Below are 19,305 nucleotides of genomic sequence, written 5' to 3'. Positions count from 1 at the left end.
TGAACAGGGTTGGGCCGGGTGCGACCCACGGTGGCCCGGCCTCCTGACACGCCGCAAGTCCGGGATGACATAACAACAATGAGGAGACACCGATGATCCACCTGTTCACCAAGACCCTGGGCGCCGCCGCCCTGTTTGCGGCCCTGCTTCCGATGGCATCTGCGCAGACGGCCGGCGCGGCGGCTAACACCAACGCCAACGCCAACGCCAACGCCGCGGCCTGGTCCCCCACCAAGCCCATCACCCTGATCGTGCCCGTGCCGCCCGGATCCAGCACCGACATGCTCGCCCGGCTGCTGGCCGAACGGCTGCCGGCCACGCTGGGGCAGACCGTGATCGTCACCAACCGCCCGGGCGCCAGCGGCATGATCGGCGCCGCCTCGGTGGCCCGAGCCGAACCCGACGGCTACACCTTGCTGCTCAGCCCCAGCACGCTGCTGGGGGCGCCGCACGTGCTGCCCAAGGGCGCCGGCAGTGGGGTGGACGTCGTCAACGACCTGACCGTGATCGTCAAGACGGCGTCGTCCCCCCTGGTGATCCTGGCCCACCCGTCGCTGGGGGTCAAAACGCCGCGTGAACTGGCGGCGTACGCCAAGGACCATCCTGGCCTGCCCTATGCCTCGTCAGGATCCGGATCGCCGCAGCACATTGCCGGGCAACTCTTTTCCAAAGCCACCAGAACCGAGCTGACCCATGTGCCGTACAAGGGCGTGATGCCCGCCGTCATGGACACCGTCGGCGGCCAGATCAAGCTGGTATTTTCGGCACTGGGCGGCGTCACGCAATACATCGACGGCGGGCAGCTGGTCGCCATTGCCGTGACCGAGAAGGCCCGCAGTTCCCTACTGCCCAACGTGCCGACCCTGACCGAAAGCGGCATTCCCGGGGTCGAGCTGAACGTGTTCTTTCCGGTGATGGCACCGGCCAAGACGCCCGCACCCGTCCTGGCGCGGCTGAACCGCGAGATCAACGCGGTCATGCGTTCGCCGGACGTGAAGGAGAAGATGCGGGCGGCCGGCGTCGAAACGCTGGGCAGCACCGTGGAAGACGCACAGCGCGAAGTGCGCGAGGAATATCAACGCTACGGGCAGGTGGTGGCCGAGTTCAATATCAAGGCGGATTGAACACCGTGCAGGCGGCGGCAGGCAATCGCCTTGCCGACGATGATGCCAGGCGCCGAGCAGCACGTCACCCCATTCAAAACCGCGTGTTCCGCTTTACCGACCACCGGGCCGAAAACGCCCCCAGCGCGGCCACGGCCACCACGAACACGACCAGCCACAAGGGGTCGGGCATCCGCAGCGCGAACTCCGCGCCGTAGGTCCTGGCCAGGTCCGCCAATGCCGCATTCAGCGGCCCCAGCGCCAGCGCCACGACGCCAATCGCGCCCAGCGCCGAGATCGCGCAGCTGATCGCGCCCAGGTACAGAAACGGCCGGCGTACGAAGGATTCGGTGGCGCCCACCAGCCGCGCCACGCCGATTTCGTCGCGCTGCGACAGCGCCTGCATGCGCACGGTGTTGAACACCGCGGCCAGCACGGCCACGGCCACGACCAGTCCCAGGAACAGCAGCCCCATGCGGCCAAAGCGGATGATGGCTTCGAGCCGCTGCACCCACGCGCTGTCCAGCTGAACCACATCTACCTTGCCCCACTGGCTCCAGTTCGCTTCCAGGCGCTTGGCGCGCGCGGTCAAGTCTTCATCGCCCGACAGCGTTACCACCACCGCATCGGGCAGCGGATTGCCAGGCAGCACGGCCAGCGCGTCGGCGTAGGCGGGGTTGGCTTTCAGGTCGGCCAGGGCCTTGTCGCGCGGAATCACCCGCACCTTGTCGACATCGCCCTGGTGGTCCCGGCGGATGCGGTCGGCCACCGCGGCGGTTTCGTCGGGCGTGGCTTCCACTTTCATGAACACGGTGATTTCGGGCGCGGCCGCCAGGTGGTTGGCCACAGGCTGCAAGGACAGCAAGGCGGTGGTGCCAAGCAGCGGAATGGCTAGCGCCAGCATGATCACCAGGAAGTTGGCGATCGATGAAAACGGCTGGGCGATCAGGCGGCGCAGCGTGACGGCAAAGGCATACCGGTGTTGCCGGATCAACGGGCTCATGCGCGCGCTCCGTGGCTGCGGGACGCGCGCGGGGTGCGGGCGCCCAGGTCGGTCAGCCGGCCGCCTTCAATGTGCAGTACGCGATGCGCGTAGTCGTCGATCAACGATTCGTCGTGGGTCGCGATCACGGTGGTGACGCCGACCTGGTTGAAGTCGCGGAATACGTCGGCAATACGCTGCGCGCTGTCGCGGTCCAGGTTGGCGGTGGGTTCGTCCACGATCAGCAAGGCCGGCCGGTTGACGATGGCGCGGGCAATGGCCAGGCGCTGCTGGTCGCCGCCCGACAATTCCTGCGGCCGCAGCTTGTCCTTGTTCGCCAGGCCGACCTTGTCGATGGCGGCGCGGGCGCGTTTTTCGGCGGCGCTACGCGAATGGCCAGTGACGATCAGCGGAAACAGCACGTTTTCAAAGGCGTTGCGGTCCTGGAGCAAATGCACGTCTTGCAGGATGGTGCCGACGGCGCGGCGAAAGTAGGGGCGGGCGCGGCCGGGCAGCTTGCCGACGTTCTGGCCATTGACCAGGATGGTGCCGCGCGTCGGGACGTCCAGGCCGCTGATCAGCTTGAGCAAGGTGGACTTGCCGGCACCGGACGGGCCTGACACGAACACGAACTCGCCGGCGGCTATCCCGAAGTTGACGTCGGCCAGGGTGTCGATGCCGCGTCCATACGATTTGTAGACTTGCTGGAATTCGATCATGAGAAGGAAATAGTAACGCGCGTGACTGCAAGGATATCGCCCGGGCGGTTCTCAGCCCTCGGGACCCATGCTAGGGTACAGGCCAAGTCCCGCAGACGGGTGATTTATAGTCCACCCCCTGCACGCAGAAAGGAAAACGAGATGAAATTGTTGAAATCAGCCGTAGCCGCGATCGCCATGCTGGGCGCCGTCCAGGTGGTCCAAGTCGCGCATGCGGGCGCCACGCTGGACGCGGTCAAGAAAAAAGGCTTCGTGCAATGTGGCGTGTCCACGGGCGTGGCCGGTTTCAGCAATCCCGACAGCAAGGGTGTCTGGACGGGCATCGACGTGGACCTGTGCCGCGCCGTGGCGGCCACGCTGTTCGGCGACGCCACCAAGATCAAGCTGACACCGCTCAACACGCAGCAGCGCTTCACGGCCCTGCAATCGGGCGAAGTGGATGTCCTGCCCCGCAACACGTCGATCACCCTGCAGCGCGACACCGCGCTCGGCCTGAACGGCGCGGGCGTCAATTTCTACGACGGCCAGGGCCTGATGGTGGCCAAGAAGTTGAACGTGAAAAGCGCCAAGGACCTGAACGGCGCGGCCATCTGCATGCAGCCGGGCACGACCACCGAACTGAACCTGGCTGATTATTTCCGCGCCAACAAGATCACCTTCAAGCCGGTAGTGATCGACAAGTTCGATGAAGTCATCCGCGCCTTTGCCGCCGGCCGCTGCGATGCCTACACCACCGATGCATCGGGCCTGAACGTGATCCGCACCACCAAGCTGCCCAATCCCGACGACTACATCGTCCTGCCCGAACTGCTGTCCAAGGAACCGCTGGGCCCCATGGTGCGCCAGGGTGATGACCAGTGGCTGGATATCGTGAAGTGGACGCTGAACGCGATGATCGAGGCCGAAGAATACGGCGTCACGTCCAAGAATGTGGACCAGATGCTCAAGAGCCCGAACCCGAACATCCAGCGCCTGCTGGGCGTGGTGCCGGGCGTGGGCAAGAACCTGGGCGTGGACGAAAAGTGGGTCTACAACGTGGTCAAGCAGGTGGGCAATTACGGCGAAAGCTTCGAGCGCAACCTGGGCCAGGGCAGCCCCATGAAGATGCCGCGCGGCGCCAACGCGCTACATACCCAGGGCGGGCTGATGTACGCGCTGCCGCTGCGGTGATGCCCGTGTCGATGCGCGCACTGAACGCCGCAGCCGATGCCAGCGGCGCGGGGGCACCGTTCATCGCCGCCGCCTCATGCGCGTGAGCTGGAGCAACCCGGCGGTCCGCGCGATGGTCTATCAGATCGTCGCGGTGGCCCTGGTCGTGCTGGCCGTGGTCACGCTCGTGTCGAACACGCGGGCGAACCTGAACGCGCTCAATATCCAGTCGGGCTTCGGCTTTCTGGATGCCGAAGCGGGCTTTGCGATTGGCGAAACGCCGATCGCCTACGGCCCGCAAGACACGTACGCGAAAGCGATTGCCGTCGGGCTGCTCAACACCTTGCGCGTCGCCGCGATCGGCATCGTGCTGGCCACATTGCTGGGCACCCTGATCGGCATCGCGCGGCTTTCAAAAAACTGGTTGGTCGCCAAGCTGGCCAGCGGCTACGTGGAACTGTTCCGCAATGTGCCGCTGCTGCTGCAACTGTTCTTCTGGTATTCGCTGATTACCGAAAACACGCCGGGGCCGCGGCAGGCGGTCGCCCTGCTGCCCGGCGTGTTCGTGTCCAACCGCGGGATCAAGCTGCCTTTGCCGGCCGAAGCGCTGGCCTTTGACCTGGCGCTGGGCGGCTTCGCGCTGGCTATCGTGGCGTCGCTGGCGTTTGCGCATTGGGCGCGGCGCCGGCGGGATGCGGCCGGCAAGGCGCCGCCGGTGGGCCGCTGGGTCGTGGCGATGCTGATCGGCTTGCCGGTGCTGGGATGGCTGGCGGGCGGCGCGCCGCTGGCACTGGACATGCCGACGCTGCAGGGCTTCGATTTTGTGGGCGGCGCAACCCTGACGCCGGAATTTGCGGCGTTGCTGATCGGGCTGGTGATCTACACGGCCGCCTTCATTGCCGAAGTCGTGCGGTCGGGCATCCAGTCGGTCAATGCCGGCCAGTGGGAAGCGGCCGAAGCCATCGGCCTGCGGCGCGGCGCCGCGCTGCGTCTGGTGGTGCTGCCGCAGGCGCTGCGCGTGATCATCCCGCCCATGACCAACCAGTACCTGAACATCACCAAGAACAGTTCGCTGGCGGTGGCGATCGGCTATCCCGACATCGTATCGGTCGTGAACACCACGCTGAACCAGACCGGCCAGGCCATCGAAGGCATCCTGATCATCATGGGCGCCTACCTGGTCGTGAGCCTGACGATCTCGATGCTGATGAACTGGTACAACCGCCGCATGGCGCTGACCGAGCGCTAGCCATGGCCCCACCTTCGTCTTCTCCCGTCATCGACGCCACCGCGCCCACGCAACGCGTGTCGCCGCTGGCCTGGGTGCGCGCCAATCTGCTGTCGTCACCGCTCAACATCCTGCTAACGCTGCTGGGGGTGTGGGTCCTGGTCATGGTGCTGCCGGCAGTGATCGAATGGGCGCTGATCCGCGCCACGTTCGTCGCGCCGTCGGCCGACGCGTGCCGCGATACCGGCGGCGCCTGCTGGGCCTTCATCGCCGAAAAGCATCGCCTGATCTTGTTCGGCCTGTATCCGTACGACGAGCAATGGCGCCCACTGATCGCATCCATCGTGCTGATTGCGGCGCTGATCGTCAGTTGCCTGCGGCGGTTCTGGAACCGCTGGCTGGCCGTGATCTGGGCCGTCAGCATCGCGCTGGTCGCGGGTTTGATGTGGGGCGGCTTTCTGGGCCTGTCGTATGTCGAGACGACCAAGTGGGGCGGCCTGCCGCTGACCCTGATCCTGTCCACCGTGGGCGTGGCCTTTGCGTTTCCGCTGGGCGTGTTGCTGGCGCTGGGACGGCGGTCCAGCCTGCCGGTGATCAAGGCCCTGTGTGTCGTCTACATCGAACTGATCCGCGGCGTGCCGCTGATCAGCCTGCTGTTCATGTCGTCGGTCATGCTGCCGCTGTTCTTTCCGGAAGGCTTCGGGGTCGACAAGCTGCTGCGGGCGCAGATCGCCATCATCCTGTTCGCGGCCGCCTACCTGGCCGAGCTGGTGCGCGGCGGTCTGCAGGCGATCCCCAAAGGCCAGTACGAAGGCGCCGACGCCATCGGCCTGAGCTACTGGCAGCAGATGCGGCTGGTGGTCCTGCCGCAGGCGCTGAAGGTGGTGATCGCCCCGCTGGTCAGCCTGTTCATTGGCGTGTTCAAGGACACATCGCTGGTCGTCATCATCGGCATCTTTGACCTGACGCAATCGACCAAGGCCGCCCTGACCGACGCCGCCTGGCCCGGCTTTTCGACCGAAGCCTATGTGTTCGTCGCGGCCATCTACTTCGTCTTCTGCTATTCCATGTCCAAATACAGCCAGGCGCTGGAACGCCGATTGGAGAACCGTCGTGACTGATGTGCCCAAGCCGGCCGATGCCGACGGCGTCTCTGCTGACCGAGTTTCGGCCAACTCCGACAAGCCGCTGATCGAGCTATCCGGCGTCAACAAATGGTTCGGTCCCTACCACGTGCTGCGCGACATCGACCTGACGGTCGCGCGCGGTGAACGCATCGTGATCTGCGGGCCGTCGGGCTCGGGCAAGTCGACCCTGATCCGCTGCATCAACCGGCTGGAACAGCATCAGCAAGGCCGCATCGTGGTTGATGGCATCGAACTGACCAACGACCTGAAGCACATCGACGCGGTGCGCCGCGACGTGGGCATGGTGTTCCAGCACTTCAACCTGTTCCCGCATCTGACGGTGCTGCAGAACCTGACGCTGGGCCCGATCTGGGTGCTGAAGCAGCCGCGTGCCGAAGCCGAAGCCACTGCCATGCGCTACCTGGAACGCGTCCGCATTCCCGAGCAGGCCAACAAATATCCCGGCCAATTGTCAGGCGGGCAGCAGCAACGCGTGGCGATTGCGCGGTCCTTGTGCATGGCGCCCAAAATCATGCTGTTCGACGAACCGACGTCGGCGCTCGACCCCGAAATGGTCAAGGAAGTGCTGGATGTGATGACGTCTTTGGCCGACAGCGGCATGACCATGTTGTGCGTCACCCACGAAATGGGGTTCGCCCGCCAGGTGGCCGACCGGGTGCTGTTCATGGACCAGGGCCGGATCGTGGAACAGAACACGCCCGAGGCATTCTTTACCCACCCGCAGCACGAACGCACGCGGCTGTTCCTGAGCCAGATCCTGCATTGACGGGCCATGGACCTCAAGCTGTTTGAAGACCTGATCGCCCTGGCGCGCACGCAAAGTTTTGTGCGCGCGGCCGAACTGCGGCATGTGACGCATCCCGCATTCGGCCGCCGCATCCGGGCACTGGAAACGTGGGCCGGCGCGCCGCTGGTGGAACGCAACCGCACGCCGGTGCAATTGACGGCCGAAGGCGAAGTGCTGCTCAAGACCGCGGAACGCACGGTGGAAAGCGTGACCCAGGCGCGCACGCAACTGCAGCAGCATGGCGGCGCGGCCGATACGCGTGTCCGGCTGGGCACGGGCCGTACCCTGGCCCGCACGCTGGCCGCCGACTGGCTGGCGCGGCTGACCCACATGCCGCGCAGCCCGATCCGCGGCAAGGCCCAGATCGATATCCTGACCGGCGCCACGCAAGACCTGGCCGTGCAACTGGAACAGGGCAAGGTCGACCTGCTGTGCTGCTACGAACACCGCGCGCTGTCGATCCCGATCAACGGGCACCGGTACCGCCACCTGACCCTGGCCCATGAAAAGCTGGTGCCGGTCAGCATTGCCGATGCGCAGGGCGCGCCGCGTTTCGCCCTGGGTCATACCGAACGCGCCGCGCCGTTGATCTCGTACGGCCAGACGCTGGCCATGGGCCGGCTGCTGTCCGACCACTTCGAACGCAACGGCGCGCCCATCTCGCTCACCCCCTTCGTGCGCTGCGATTCGGCCGACGCCATCTACGAATTCGTCCGCAAGGGACTGGGTGTTGCGTGGTTGCCATGGTCGATGGTCGCCAGCGACTGCCGCCGCAAGACCATGGCGGTGCTGGGGGGACGCAGTGACGAAGTCCCCTTCGAAGTCCGCCTGTACCGGGCGCGGGCACGGCAGAGCGACATGCTGGAAGCCATCTGGGCCGCCACCGAATCGCATCGCTAGCCGCGGGGCCTGAACCGATACGGCACGGCATCGTGCCGAAACGGCACATTGGCAAAATCGTCCTTCGGCAGCATAGACGTTTCTGAAATCTGCCTTCCCCATCCGGAGTCCTCATGTCCCCCTGCTTTCGCCGCCGCGCGCTGGCCGTCGCCCTCGCCCTGACCTCCGTGGCTGCCGCCCCGGCCGCCTTCGCCCAGGGCAACTACCCCAGCCGCCCGATCACCATCGTGGTCGGCTATCCGGCAGGCGGCAGCACCGACCTGACGGCCCGCCTGTTCGGCGCCGAGCTGTCGAAAAAGATCGGCCAGCAGGTCGTGATTGAAAACGTCGGCGGCGCCGGCGGCGTGATCGGCGCCCAGCGCGTCATCAAGGCCGCTCCCGACGGCTACACCCTGCTGGTGGGTGCATCGAACGAAATGGCCATCGCCAAGCTGATCAACAAGGCCGTCAAGTACGACGGCCTGAAAGACTTCACGCCGATCGGCCTGATCAGCACCCAGCCGCTGGTGCTGGTGTCGTCGCTCAACTCGGGCGTCAAGACCGCGCCGGAATTCCTGGCACAGGTTCGCGCCAACCCGGGCAAGTACAGCTTCGGTTCGTCAGGCGTGGGCACCGGCCTGCATCTGGGCGGCGAAATGGTCAAGGAAGCGGCCAAGCTCGACCTGGTGCACGTGCCTTACCGCGGCGTTGCGCCCCTGACCAACGATCTGGTCGGCGGCCAGCTGCAATTCGGCGTGTTCGTGCTGTCGAGCGCCCTGCCCCAGATCCGCGCCGGCAAGGTCCAGCCGATCGGCCTGCTGCAGACCAAGCGCACCCCGCTCGCGCCTGAGATCCCCACCATGGCCGAAACGCCAGAACTCAAGAACGTCAACATCGACCTGTGGTTCGCCCTGTACGGTCCTGCCGGCCTGCCCGAGCCTGTCGCCCAGAAGCTGCAGCAGGCCCTGAACGAGGTCGTCAACACGCCTGAATTCCGCACCAAGATGCAGGAAACCGGCGCCAGCGTTGCCGCTGCCGGCTTCGACCTGGCCAAGTTCCAGGCTGCGGAAACCGCCAAGTACAAGCGCATCGTCGACGTCGCCAACATCCAGGAGTAACCCACCATGGCCAGCCACGAATTCCTGCTGCCCTATCCCGATCTGAGTGTCGAGCGGGCCGGCAACACCGGCGTCGACGGCGTCTGGCATTTCGACTCCGGCGTGCCTGGCCGCAACGTCATGATCAGCGCGCTGGTCCACGGCAACGAGCTGTGCGGCGCGTGGGCGATCAAGGACGCCCTGGCGCTGGGCCTGCGCCCCCGCCGCGGCACCCTGACCCTGGTGTTTGCCAACCTGGGCGCCTTCGACACCTTCGATCCGGCCCAGCACGACAAATCCCGCTTCCTTGACCAGGACATGAACCGGGTCTGGAGCGCCGACAAGCTGGCCGACCCGAACACCCGCGAACGCCAGCGCGCCGTGGCCCTGCGCCCATTCGTCGAAAAAGCGGACTGGCTGCTGGACCTGCATTCCATGCACGAACCGTGTGCGCCGCTGCTGCTGACCGGCATGCAGCCGCGCAACCTGGAACTGGCCCGCGAGATGGGCGCCCCGCGCCACGTCATCGTCGACGCCGGCCACAAAGACGGCGTGCGCATGCGTGACTTCGGCCGCTTCGGCGAACTGGAAGAGAACGGCACGCGCAGCCTGCTGATCGAATGCGGCTTTCACGGCGCCCTCGAAAGCCGCGACGTGGCCCGTGATCAGGTGGCGCGTTTCGTGAAAGCGTCCGGCATCGTGGACGACGGCGATTTCCCGGCCGACTGGTTCATGCCCCTGCCCGCCGAACAGCTCGCCATCCAGGTGACCGATGCGGTCGTGGCGCGCAGCATGGACTTCACCTTTTCACAGGACTGGCAAGGTCTGGAAGAATTGGAAAAAGCCGGCACCGTGATCGGCTGGTCGGACGGTGAACCCGTCGTGACGCCTTATGACAACTGCACGCTGGTCATGCCGTCGCTTCGGCAGCTACTGCCGGGCGTGACGGTGGTGCGGCTGGCGCGCCGCGTGGCGTGATGGTTTGATGCGTTGATGTTGTGATGCTTGATGCGTTGATGCTTGATGCTTGATGCGTTGATGTAGATGAGGCGGTTCAGGACCTTGCGTCGTGAACCGCACAGTTTCCCCAGGCCCTGGCGAGTCGTTCACCGACTTTCCGGGGCCGTCATGTTTTTGGGGACCGATTTGTGGGATCGATTCGGGGGATCGATTTGTGGGATCGATTTGGGGATCGATTTGTGGGACGAGGTCTGGGCGCTGGACGGCGGGCGCTGGACCCGCCAGGCCACGCACTGCGGCCAGCCGGATAGGGGCGCGGCACTCGCATAGGCATGACGGCTGAAGGCGGCGGCAAGCTGACCGGCGTGAGGGGCCTGAGGGGCCTGGAGGGCCTTGCTGGGCGAACTGCCGCCCGCACTGATTCACTGTGGCGACATGCCCGGCGCATACGGACAGCTTCTTGACGCGAGCAGCTTGGCCGCCAAGCTGGCTCGCCAATCGAGCCGTTTACAGCCCGAGCACCGCGCCCGCGAACTCGTCAGCCACGAACGGCTGCAAATCCTCAATCCCTTCGCCCACGCCGATCCAGTACACCGGAATCGGCCGCACGCCCTGCGCACCCGCCGCCACGGCGGCCAGGATGCCACCCTTGGCCGTGCCGTCCAGCTTGGTCACGATCAGGCCGGTCAGGCCGATCGCCTGGTCGAACGCCTTGATCTGCGCCAACGCGTTCTGGCCCGTATTGCCGTCGATCACCAGCAGCACTTCGTGCGGCGCGGTAGGGTCGGCCTTGCCGATCACCCGCTTGATCTTCTTGATCTCTTCCATCAAGTGCAACTGCGTCGGCAGCCGGCCCGCCGTGTCGATCATCACGACACCCATCCCGCGCGCCTTGCCCGACTGCACGGCGTCAAACGCCACCGCCGCCGGATCCCCGCCGTCCTGCGCGATCACCGTCACGTTATTGCGGGCGCCCCACTCCACCAGCTGCTCGCGCGCCGCCGCCCGGAACGTATCGCCCGCGGCCAGCAACACCTTCTTGCCCTGGTTCTGGAAGGTACGCGCCAGCTTGCCGATCGACGTCGTCTTGCCCGCGCCATTCACGCCCGCCAGCATCGTCACCACCGGGTAAGGACGGTCCAGCGCAAAGGTCTTTTCCAGCGGCCGCAAATGCGCCGCCAGCACTTCCCGCAGCACCACCTTCACCTGCTGCGCATCCTCGATCCGCTCCTGCTTCACCCGGGCACGCAGACTTTTCAGCAGCGACACCGCCGCATCCACGCCCGTGTCCGCCATGATCAGCGCGGTTTCCAACTCCTCGAACAGATCCTCATCGACCTTCACGCCAATGAACAGCGACGTGAAGTTCTGACCCGTGCGCGACAACCCCGTCTTCAACCGATTCAGCCAGCTCGCCTTGGCCGCCTTCGCGGCAGCGGGCGAAGGCTCGGGAACCGGGGTGGGCGGCACCGGCGTGATCGCGATCGGCGTCGACACGGCAGGCGCCGGCGCAACGGTCGGCGCGGGTGCCGGCACGGTCGGCGTGACCGCATGGTCCGGAAGCACCGGCGTCGGCGCTGCAACCGGCGGCGCTTCGCGCGCCGGTTCGGCCGACGGAGACAGCCGGGTAAAGAAGGAACGCACGGCGGAGACGGCGCCGGCGGGGGCGGGGGCTTGCGCCGGGGTGGGAGTGGGTGCGGGTGCCTGCGCCGGGACGCGCGCCGGAGTCGATGCAGCGGTCGCAGCCGGGCTGGGCGTGGGCGTCTGCGCCGGGGTCACTACAGGTGCCTGCGCCGGAGTCGATGCCGCAGTCGATGCCGCAGTCGCGGCTGGGTTCGGCGTGGGGACCGCCGTTGGCGCTGCTGCTGGGGCTAGCTTTGACGTGGCGGATGACGTCGACGATGACGTTGCGGCCGGAGCCGGAACGCCCGTCGAGGTTCGCGTCGCAGCTGGCGCAGGCGCCACCGGCGCGGCTGGCGTCGCTGTTACGGGCGGCGCCGAGTCAGCAACCGCGGCGGCCGACCGCTGGGGTGATGCGGGCGCTTGGACCGGGGCTACAGCCGGTGTTGCCGCTTGCCCGGGCCGCGCTGCGGCAGGAGCTGAAGGGGCTGCCGAAGGAGCCGAAGGCGCGACAGCCGGTGCCGGCGGTGCCATAGGCGGAGTACGAGCCGCCGGAGCCGCAGATGGCGCGTCCACACGGGGTGTCTGGGCCGGTGGCGCCGCAGGCGTCGGACGCGCCGTGGGGGCAGTCGGCGCAGAGGGTTCCGCACGCGAGGCGGGCGACGCAGGCGCAACAGGCGAAACAGGCGGTGCAACAACGGCCGGTTGCGCCGATGCCGGGGTCACGGGCTGAGCCGGCTGAGCGGGCGCAACGCGCGGGACTGAAGGCACCGGTTCTGCGGGCGCTGGCGCCGTTGGGGCAGCGGCACGATCCCCTTGCACCGGAGTCGCGGCGGGCGCAGCAGGCGCGGTCTGCTGAAACGGCGCAGCGGGGGCAACAGGCGCAACAGGAGTGGCGGGCTCAACGCGCGGCGGAGCCACCGGCGGTGTCGACGGAACGGGCTCGCTGCGTGCGAGTGGCGCATCCGGCGCGGCAGGTGCCGAGGGAGCAGGAGCAGAACCCGGTGTTGCCGCGGGTCGCGAAACTCCCGGTGTCGGTGCTGCGACTGGCGTCGCTGCGGGCGCGGATGCCGGTGTGGCTGTTGGCGTAGGTGCCGGCGTCGCTGCGGGCGCAGATGCCGGTGTTGCCGCAGGAGCAGCTGCGGGCGCAGGCACTGGCGTCGCGGCAGGCGCAGGCACTGGCGTCGCGGCAGGCGCAGACGCAGGTGGCACCGAGGGCGCTGCTGCCGGCGTGGACGTCGGAACGAAGGCCGACGGGGCCGGAGCTGCGACGGCAGGCGCTGCGGCCGCAGACGTGACGCTCGCCGGTGCGGGAACGGGAGGCGGGGCATGCACCGGGGCCGAGGTTGATGGCGCCGAAGGTGCAGGCGTCGGCGCGGCCGGTGGCAGGAAAGACTCGGTTGCCGGAACGTCTGGCAACGGCGAAACCGGCGGAAGGAAAGACTCCGTAGGCGCGACGATGTCAGGCGTGGGCGTCACCGGCGGCAAGAACGATTCCGCGGGTGCCTCGGCCGGCATGGGCGTAATCGGTGGCAGGAACGACGTCGGCGCTGCAGTCGGAGCCGGCGTCGGCATCGCAGTCGCGGGCGTAGCAGCCGGCATCACCGGAGAGGACCCGCCGGTCGCCAACCCGGCAGGCAGGCTAGTGGCGGCTGGCGCAGGGGCGGGAGCAGCGGCTGGCGGCGCCGTTCGCGTCAGTCCGGCCGGTGCGCCGTGTACGGCTGGCGCACCAGGCGAAGTCGCACTGCCCGTATCGGTCGCCGCACGCGCGGCAGGGGCACCCGGCGTCGCAGAGGCGGGAGCAGGAGCTGGGACTGGCGCCGCAGGCGCAACCGGTGCAGCACCCGGCCGCGGGCCTTCAGCAGCAGGGGCAGGGGCAGGCGCCGTAACTGGCGCGGGCGTCGAAGCGGGAGCAACCGTTCCCGCCGAAGCAGGAGTCGAAGCAGGCGCCGCCCCCTCACGCGCTTCCACCTCGCGCCGCTGCGCGTCCTGATCCTGAGTGACCTCGTCGGGCGCTTTGGGCTCCGGCGTATCGGTCTTGAAGATTTTTTTCTTGAAGAAACTGAACATGAAAACCTGTCTGATAGAGCGTCACGGCGGGCCTGGCGGGCGGCGGTCGCGGCGGATCAACCTGTCCGCGCCCCTACCCTCCGCCAGCCGCCCGGTCGTCGCGCCAGCACGCGCGGCGCATACGACATAGAATCCCCTGATTCTACCGGTCAGACATCATGCCACCATCCACCAAGCCGCGCGTCCGGCCAAAAGCGGTCATCCCGCACAAAATCCGCATCATCGGCGGCCAATTCAAACGGACGACGATCCCGGTCATCAATCGCGACGGCCTGCGTCCCACGCCCGACCGCGTGCGCGAAACGCTATTCAACTGGATCACCCATCTGTGGGACGGCGAATTCGACGGCCGGCAGGTACTGGACGCGTTCGCCGGCACCGGTGCGCTGGGGCTCGAAGCCGTGTCGCGCGGCGTGGGCAGCGTGGTCATGGTCGAACATGACCGCGGCGCCGTGGCCGCGCTCAAGGCCATCTGCGACAAACTCCACATCACGAACGTTACCCTGATCGCCGCCGATGCCATGGTCGCCATCCCGCGCCAGGCGCCGACCCGCTTCGACCTGATCTTTCTGGATCCTCCTTTTGGGGGAGACTGGCTGGAACGCGCGATCCCCAAGGCCTTGGCCGTGCTGGCCGACGACGGCCTGCTGTACATCGAAGCCGAATCCGTCATCCCGCCGCCCGCCGGCATGGAACTGCTCCGCATCGACCGCGCGGGCGCCGTGCATTCGCATCTGTTCCGCCGCGAATCAACGGCTGAGTAAGCACCCGCTATCAGCGATAGGCCCAAAGGCCGCCATCCGCTCAACGCGGGCCCCACGTCAGCACACCAAGTGGCGTCACCCTGCGCGGGCCTGCGGCGCAACGCTCCACCGACCGGGCGGTGTACTCCCCCGCCTGCGGACTGACCCTTATAGCGGCCCGGGGATGGTGCCGCCTTAACCCAATAGGTCTAGAATCTGCCGGATGGCGGGCCCGATTTGCTGCAACGCGGAAATAAGGAAATAATCCGGGTAAAGTGCTGACCGGCCCCTGACGGGTGTCCTGGCCGGTCATGCCCGAATCCGCCAAGCAGACGCGCCCACAGCGTCTTCATACGCGAGTCCGCATTACAAGAGGCAGCATGCCCCATCCCCTCGGAGCCTACGCATGATCATCGCCGTTTATCCCGGTACGTTCGACCCCATGACCCGCGGACACGAAGACCTCGTCCGCCGCGCCGCCGGCCTGTTCGACAAGCTGGTGGTGGGTGTCGCGGTCAGCCGCAACAAGGCGCCCTTCTTCACCGTGAGCGAGCGGGTGGAAATTGCGCGAGAGATCCTGGGCCATTACCCTAATGTGCAGGTCGCCAGCTTTTCCGGCCTGCTGAAGGATTTCGTCCGGGAACAGAACGCCCGTGTGATCGTGCGCGGCCTGCGTGCCGTGTCCGATTTCGAATACGAATTCCAGATGGCAGGAATGAACCGATACCTGCTGCCTGATGTCGAAACCATGTTCCTCACGCCGTCCGATCAATACCAGTTCATTTCCGGGTCGATCGTGCGGGAAATCGCGCAGCTGGGCGGTGACGTGAGCAAGTTTGTGTTCCCGTCCGTCGAGCGTTGGCTGCAAGCCAAGGTCACCCAGTTGGGCGGTCGCGAAATCGTCTGAATCCGCTTTCCGGATTCAGCAGGGATTGCCCCGAAGGATTGCCGCATATGGCACTGCTCATTACCGACGAATGCATCAATTGCGACGTCTGTGAACCCGAATGCCCCAACGACGCCATCTACATGGGCGAGGCGATCTACGAGATCAACCCTGGCCTCTGTACGGAGTGCGTCGGCCATCACGCCGAACCGCAATGCCAGGTGGTGTGCCCGGTCGAGTGCATCGAATTCAACCCGGCATGGCGCGAAGACCAGGGCCAGCTGATGGCCAAGTATGAACACCTGACGCAGCGGCTGGAACAAAGCAATCCCTGACGGGTGCAGGCGCGGGCCGCCCGCCAGGGCACCGGATGCGCCCTGATACCCCCTGATACCCCCCTGCGGGGCCGTTCCGGTCCGCGCCTCCTCAAAACTCCAGCGTCACCTCGACGGCATCGCCCACGGCAATGACGGCGTGCGCCGGCGCGTCCACGATCGCGTTTTCGCCAAACGTCACGCCCCCGCCCCGCTGGCTGCGAAAGCCGGTCAGGGTCGTCATGGGTTCGGCATGGCGCTGGCCGGTGACCTGATCGGTGTTGGGCACTTCGCAGCGCACGCAGGGCTTGACGAGTCCGAAGCGGATGTCGCCCACCTGCAGCATGGCCACGTAGTCTTCTTCGAAGGCATCCAGCCCGCTCAGCACGACGTTGGCCCGGAAACGGTCCATACCCACGGCGCCCTGCCCACGGTCGACCAGGCGGCGGTTCAGTTCCACCAATGACGCTTCATTGGCCACCAGCACCGGATAACCATCGGCAAACGCGTACACATGACGCGGCGCGAAGCCTTCCGTTTCCGGGTGGGCCGCCAGCCAGTCGCTGACATAATCCACGCCCGCCACCCGATGCGCCTGCGGATGCACCTTGACCAGACGGCAGGGCGTCTGCAGCGCGGCGCTGAACCATTGGGCCGCCAGATCGCCTTCGTCCACCGCGTCCACCGCATCGCGCCACACGGTCACCTGCAAACGAACACTGTCGTCGTCTTCGATCACGTCGATCGGCACGTCCAGCCGCGGCATGCCCGGGTAGGTGACCGTCAGGAACCCGTTCCGGATGTCGGTGCCGATGCGTGCCATGGCGGGCAGGCCGCGCTGTGTCAGGAACAGGCCGTCGGGCGTGGTGAGCATCCAGCGGCGATCGTTCTGCAGTCCCGCCATCCCGATGGCGCTCTGTTGCAGCGGGATGCCGCCGCACGACTTGATCGGATAGATGGTGAGCCCGGAAACGGTGACAGTCATGAATTCGCTGATGCCTGGTTCGCCTAACGATTGAAAAGACCCTTGAGCCGCTCTCGCAGCGGTTCACGGGATGGACTGCCGCCGTCCGTTGGCGCGCCATCGCCCTGGCCGCCCTGCCCCGCTGGCGCCGGCACGCCGTCGAGCAGCCGGTCGACGCCCGCGCCGAGGGCACCGCGCAGCGCGTTGCCCCCCACCTGGCTCCACCGGATACGGGTGGTCGGCTGGTCGATCGGCCCGCTGACCTGCACCGGTATCGCCAGGCCGCGCAATTGAGCCAGCTCCTTGCCTTCCTGGCCGGTCGACGTGGCCACGACATTGACGCGCAGCATCAGGTCCAGGGCGCCCGCCGGCACATCGATACGCGCCGGATCGCCTTCGGTCACCCGCAACAGCGGCGATTTCAGGTTCAGGTCGCGAACGGTGCCCAGGCCGTTGGCAAAGATCACGTGCGCGGTCATGTCCGTAAAGTCGGTGCGCCGGGCCGCGTCCTGCTGGGCCGTCATGTCGCCAGCGCCGGCCAGGCTTCCACCCCCTGCCAGCGCCCTGAATTCGCGCAGTGACTGGGCCAGGTTCACGCCCTGGATCGCCCCGTCGCGCACCTGGGCCTGCACGGTGCCTTCCAGGTTGCGTTTCAGGGCGCTGACGGTCTTGCCGGCCGCGGCCAGACTCACTGTCAGCGTACCGCGGCCCGCCAGCGTGTGGGTACCCGTCAGGTCAGACAGTAGCGGCTGCAGTTGCACATTGGTCAGGGATCCGGACGCACCCACCCGCTGCGCGTTGCTGTCCGCGAACAGGCTGCCATTCAGGCGTCCGCCATACATCGCCGCCCGCACACTGGACAGTTCGGCCCGCCCGCCGGCAATGCGCAGGTTGGCGCCGACCTCTTTCGCCTTGATGCCGCGCGCCACCAGAGACTTGAATTTGACCGATCCATTGACGGTCAGCCCCTGCAGGCCTGACAGATCCACCGGCTCGTCGACCTCGGGCCGGAGCGGCGCGGTGGCGGCGGCGGACGCCGTGCCGGCGCGGTTCCGCGCCCCGGGCCATAGCGCATCGAAGTCGAAGGTGTCGGCGATCATCGAAAAACTGATGCGCGGGGCGTCCCATTGCGCCGCGTCGGCCACCACGGAAAAGGCATCCTCGCCGATCCGCCCATCCAGCCTGGCAGCAAGCGCTTGCCTGCCGAGATCGCCCCGCAGCGTGCCGGTCAGCGGAATCTGCAGGGTCTTGGCGGGCAGCGCCGGGTCATCGATCTGCACCTGCGCGGCCACCGCCGGCAGCGTCAGGGTGCGCTGTTTCAGGCTGGCTTCGACCGGCGAATCGCCCGTCACCCGCACCACGCGCGGGCCTTGCCGGAATTCCGCATTCACATGAAATTGGTCCAGCTGCAGCTTGTCGCCGGTACCCGATATGCCCGCCAGGGAAAACCGGGCATCCATCCCGGGTTGGCCTGTCAGGCGGGCGCGGCCGGTAATGCCTTCGCCGCTGGCCTGCTGCTCGGTAATCGACAGGCGCGGCGCGCTCAGGGATGCCTCGAACGGGTCGTTGTCGGCCTTGCCCTGGGCCGTGACCGATAGCTTGTCCACCTCGAGCCGGCCGGCGCCCAGCTCGACGGCGGCGCGGGCTGCGTCGATGCGTGTTTCGATCCCGGTCAAGGGGGTCGTCCCGGCCACATCGCCCTGGAACAGGACGGCCACGTTGGTCGCGGCGATGGCCGACCGGCGCACGTCGTAGGTCACGTCGCCGCGCGCGGTGAAGGCCGTGGCGCGGACCGAGGGCAGCACGCCCGTCGCCCGGAAGTCGAGGTTGCTCACCGCCACATTGCGGCCCGACGGATCGAACAGCATCGTGCCCTGGCTTTCGACGGCGGCATCGAGCCGGGGCGATTGCCCCAGCACCCGGGCCGACGCATCGAACGCAAACGGCACGCCGGGGGCCATGCGCCCGGTCGTGGCGGCCACGCGCTCGAAGCGCAAGGACGTGCCGGTGGCAAAGTCGCGGTAAGCCAGTTCGCCGCCCGTAAAGTCCATGCCCGCCACGTCCAGCTGCACCGACGTGCCCTCGGCCGCGATCGCGCCTGCCGTGGCTTCGCGCATCGGCACGGGCGCCGTCTGCAGGTCGTTGTTCTGCGCCGTGGCGATCAGGTCGTCAAAATTGAATTTGCCGTTGCGGTTGCGGACGATGTTGGCCTTCAACCCGCTGACCCGGACATGGTCCAGGACGATCTGGCGCGACAGCAGCGGCCACAGGGCGACCGATACCCGCGCGGAATCAATCACGGCAAAGGTCTGGGCCGAGTGTGGTTCGGACAGCGACAGCTTTTCGACATACACGCCCAGCCGCGGGAACAGCGCCAGCTTCAGGTCGCCGTCGATCCGCAAGGTGCGGCCGTAGCGCTGCTTGATGGTATCGGCCACAGGCTTGCGATAGCTGTCGGGGTCGACCAGGACCAGCAGCGCAATAACGCCTATCGTCACGAGCACCGCTACCGCCACTGCGCCGATCGCGATGCGCCGGAACCACCGCATGAAATTCTCCAGGGTCAACGCGGGCCGGCGCCTTGCGCGCTCCACCCGGTGTAACCCCGAAATCATACCCACTTTCCATCCGGGCCCTCGAGCAGGGCCAGGACAAA

At 67.0% G+C, this 19,305-nt stretch carries 16 protein-coding genes; 11 read left to right on the top strand and 5 right to left on the bottom strand.

Annotation, left to right across the window (positions count from 1 at the left end):
- Positions 1-92: 92 nt before the first annotated feature.
- On the top strand, positions 93-1,124 hold the full coding sequence (locus HD883_RS20185; protein ID WP_179582157.1) for a Bug family tripartite tricarboxylate transporter substrate binding protein: 1,032 nt from the start codon (positions 93-95) through the stop codon (positions 1,122-1,124).
- Positions 1,125-1,197: 73 nt separating this feature from the next.
- Here the strand turns inward: HD883_RS20185 and HD883_RS20180 are convergent, their stop codons facing one another.
- Both HD883_RS20180 and HD883_RS20175 read right to left on the bottom strand, forming a co-directional pair.
- The gene (locus HD883_RS20180; RefSeq protein WP_179582159.1) at positions 1,198-2,106 is read right to left on the bottom strand and encodes a cell division protein FtsX; all 909 of its coding nucleotides are present in this window, start codon (positions 2,104-2,106) and stop codon (positions 1,198-1,200) included.
- Positions 2,103-2,804, bottom strand: coding sequence for a cell division ATP-binding protein FtsE (locus HD883_RS20175; protein ID WP_179582166.1), 702 nt, complete (start codon positions 2,802-2,804; stop codon positions 2,103-2,105). The genes HD883_RS20180 and HD883_RS20175 overlap by 4 nt, the downstream gene beginning before the upstream one ends.
- A gap of 141 nt (positions 2,805-2,945) precedes the next feature.
- Here HD883_RS20175 and HD883_RS20170 point away from each other — a divergent pair, with 141 nt between their 5' ends.
- The 7 genes from HD883_RS20170 (at position 2,946) to HD883_RS20140 (ending at position 10,070) form a co-directional block, all read left to right on the top strand.
- Positions 2,946-3,974: an amino acid ABC transporter substrate-binding protein gene (locus HD883_RS20170; RefSeq protein WP_179582168.1), complete on the top strand. Its 1,029-nt coding sequence runs from the start codon at positions 2,946-2,948 to the stop codon at positions 3,972-3,974.
- A gap of 76 nt (positions 3,975-4,050) precedes the next feature.
- Positions 4,051-5,202: an amino acid ABC transporter permease gene (locus tag HD883_RS20165; protein ID WP_257022336.1), complete on the top strand. Its 1,152-nt coding sequence runs from the start codon at positions 4,051-4,053 to the stop codon at positions 5,200-5,202.
- A gap of 2 nt (positions 5,203-5,204) precedes the next feature.
- Positions 5,205-6,302, top strand: a complete 1,098-nt coding sequence (locus HD883_RS20160; protein WP_179582170.1) for an amino acid ABC transporter permease — start codon at positions 5,205-5,207, stop codon at positions 6,300-6,302.
- A gap of 67 nt (positions 6,303-6,369) precedes the next feature.
- Positions 6,370-7,095, top strand: a complete 726-nt coding sequence (locus HD883_RS20155) for an amino acid ABC transporter ATP-binding protein (RefSeq protein ID WP_218863307.1) — start codon at positions 6,370-6,372, stop codon at positions 7,093-7,095.
- Between the two features lie 6 nt (positions 7,096-7,101).
- A complete protein-coding gene (locus HD883_RS20150; RefSeq protein ID WP_179582174.1) occupies positions 7,102-8,016 on the top strand; it encodes a LysR family transcriptional regulator in 915 nt (304 codons plus the stop codon).
- Positions 8,017-8,129: 113 nt separating this feature from the next.
- Complete coding sequence (locus tag HD883_RS20145; protein ID WP_179582176.1) at positions 8,130-9,113, top strand: Bug family tripartite tricarboxylate transporter substrate binding protein; 984 nt, start codon at positions 8,130-8,132, stop codon at positions 9,111-9,113.
- 6 nt (positions 9,114-9,119) lie between these two features.
- Positions 9,120-10,070 (top strand): succinylglutamate desuccinylase/aspartoacylase domain-containing protein, encoded by a 951-nt coding sequence (locus HD883_RS20140; RefSeq protein WP_179582178.1) that lies wholly within the window; start codon positions 9,120-9,122, stop codon positions 10,068-10,070.
- 489 nt (positions 10,071-10,559) lie between these two features.
- Here HD883_RS20140 and ftsY read toward each other — a convergent pair whose 3' ends face one another.
- Positions 10,560-11,696, bottom strand: a complete 1,137-nt coding sequence (gene ftsY, locus HD883_RS20135) for a signal recognition particle-docking protein FtsY (RefSeq protein WP_179588428.1) — start codon at positions 11,694-11,696, stop codon at positions 10,560-10,562.
- 2,204 nt (positions 11,697-13,900) lie between these two features.
- Between ftsY and rsmD the strand changes: the two genes are divergently transcribed.
- The 3 genes from rsmD to HD883_RS20120 all read left to right on the top strand — a co-directional run bounded on the left by rsmD (position 13,901) and on the right by HD883_RS20120 (position 15,706).
- On the top strand, positions 13,901-14,506 hold the full coding sequence (gene rsmD / locus HD883_RS20130; protein ID WP_179582180.1) for a 16S rRNA (guanine(966)-N(2))-methyltransferase RsmD: 606 nt from the start codon (positions 13,901-13,903) through the stop codon (positions 14,504-14,506).
- A 385-nt stretch (positions 14,507-14,891) separates the two neighbouring features.
- Positions 14,892-15,392 carry a pantetheine-phosphate adenylyltransferase gene (gene coaD, locus HD883_RS20125; protein ID WP_179582182.1) on the top strand — a complete coding sequence of 167 codons (501 nt, stop codon included), beginning with the start codon at positions 14,892-14,894 and terminating at the stop codon, positions 15,390-15,392.
- A 47-nt stretch (positions 15,393-15,439) separates the two neighbouring features.
- Positions 15,440-15,706, top strand: a complete 267-nt coding sequence (locus HD883_RS20120; protein WP_179582184.1) for a YfhL family 4Fe-4S dicluster ferredoxin — start codon at positions 15,440-15,442, stop codon at positions 15,704-15,706.
- A gap of 91 nt (positions 15,707-15,797) precedes the next feature.
- Here the strand turns inward: HD883_RS20120 and HD883_RS20115 are convergent, their stop codons facing one another.
- Together HD883_RS20115 and HD883_RS20110 are read right to left on the bottom strand one after the other, a co-directional pair.
- Positions 15,798-16,670 (bottom strand): MOSC domain-containing protein, encoded by an 873-nt coding sequence (locus HD883_RS20115; RefSeq protein ID WP_179582186.1) that lies wholly within the window; start codon positions 16,668-16,670, stop codon positions 15,798-15,800.
- Between the two features lie 23 nt (positions 16,671-16,693).
- Positions 16,694-19,198 carry an AsmA family protein gene (locus HD883_RS20110; RefSeq protein ID WP_179582188.1) on the bottom strand — a complete coding sequence of 835 codons (2,505 nt, stop codon included), beginning with the start codon at positions 19,196-19,198 and terminating at the stop codon, positions 16,694-16,696.
- Positions 19,199-19,305: the final 107 nt, after the last annotated feature.

Source organism: Pigmentiphaga litoralis (assembly GCF_013408655.1).
In the GTDB taxonomy this organism is placed as follows: Bacteria; Pseudomonadota; Gammaproteobacteria; order Burkholderiales; family Burkholderiaceae_B; genus Pigmentiphaga; species Pigmentiphaga litoralis_A.
The sequence above is the reverse complement of the archived record's forward strand: the minus strand, read 5'-3'. Positions and strand labels throughout refer to the sequence as shown.

Coding starts and splice junctions, on each gene's coding strand:
- HD883_RS20140 (WP_179582178.1), top strand. CDS start 9,120: ATGGCCAGCCACGAATTCCTGCTGCCCTATCCCGATCTGAGTGTCGAG.
- HD883_RS20145 (WP_179582176.1), top strand. CDS start 8,130: ATGTCCCCCTGCTTTCGCCGCCGCGCGCTGGCCGTCGCCCTCGCCCTG.
- rsmD (WP_179582180.1), top strand. CDS start 13,901: ATGCCACCATCCACCAAGCCGCGCGTCCGGCCAAAAGCGGTCATCCCG.
- HD883_RS20120 (WP_179582184.1), top strand. CDS start 15,440: ATGGCACTGCTCATTACCGACGAATGCATCAATTGCGACGTCTGTGAA.
- HD883_RS20150 (WP_179582174.1), top strand. CDS start 7,102: ATGGACCTCAAGCTGTTTGAAGACCTGATCGCCCTGGCGCGCACGCAA.
- coaD (WP_179582182.1), top strand. CDS start 14,892: ATGATCATCGCCGTTTATCCCGGTACGTTCGACCCCATGACCCGCGGA.
- HD883_RS20175 (WP_179582166.1), bottom strand. CDS start 2,804: ATGATCGAATTCCAGCAAGTCTACAAATCGTATGGACGCGGCATCGAC.
- HD883_RS20115 (WP_179582186.1), bottom strand. CDS start 16,670: ATGACTGTCACCGTTTCCGGGCTCACCATCTATCCGATCAAGTCGTGC.
- HD883_RS20110 (WP_179582188.1), bottom strand. CDS start 19,198: ATGCGGTGGTTCCGGCGCATCGCGATCGGCGCAGTGGCGGTAGCGGTG.
- HD883_RS20180 (WP_179582159.1), bottom strand. CDS start 2,106: ATGAGCCCGTTGATCCGGCAACACCGGTATGCCTTTGCCGTCACGCTG.
- HD883_RS20160 (WP_179582170.1), top strand. CDS start 5,205: ATGGCCCCACCTTCGTCTTCTCCCGTCATCGACGCCACCGCGCCCACG.
- HD883_RS20165 (WP_257022336.1), top strand. CDS start 4,051: ATGCGCGTGAGCTGGAGCAACCCGGCGGTCCGCGCGATGGTCTATCAG.
- HD883_RS20170 (WP_179582168.1), top strand. CDS start 2,946: ATGAAATTGTTGAAATCAGCCGTAGCCGCGATCGCCATGCTGGGCGCC.
- HD883_RS20185 (WP_179582157.1), top strand. CDS start 93: ATGATCCACCTGTTCACCAAGACCCTGGGCGCCGCCGCCCTGTTTGCG.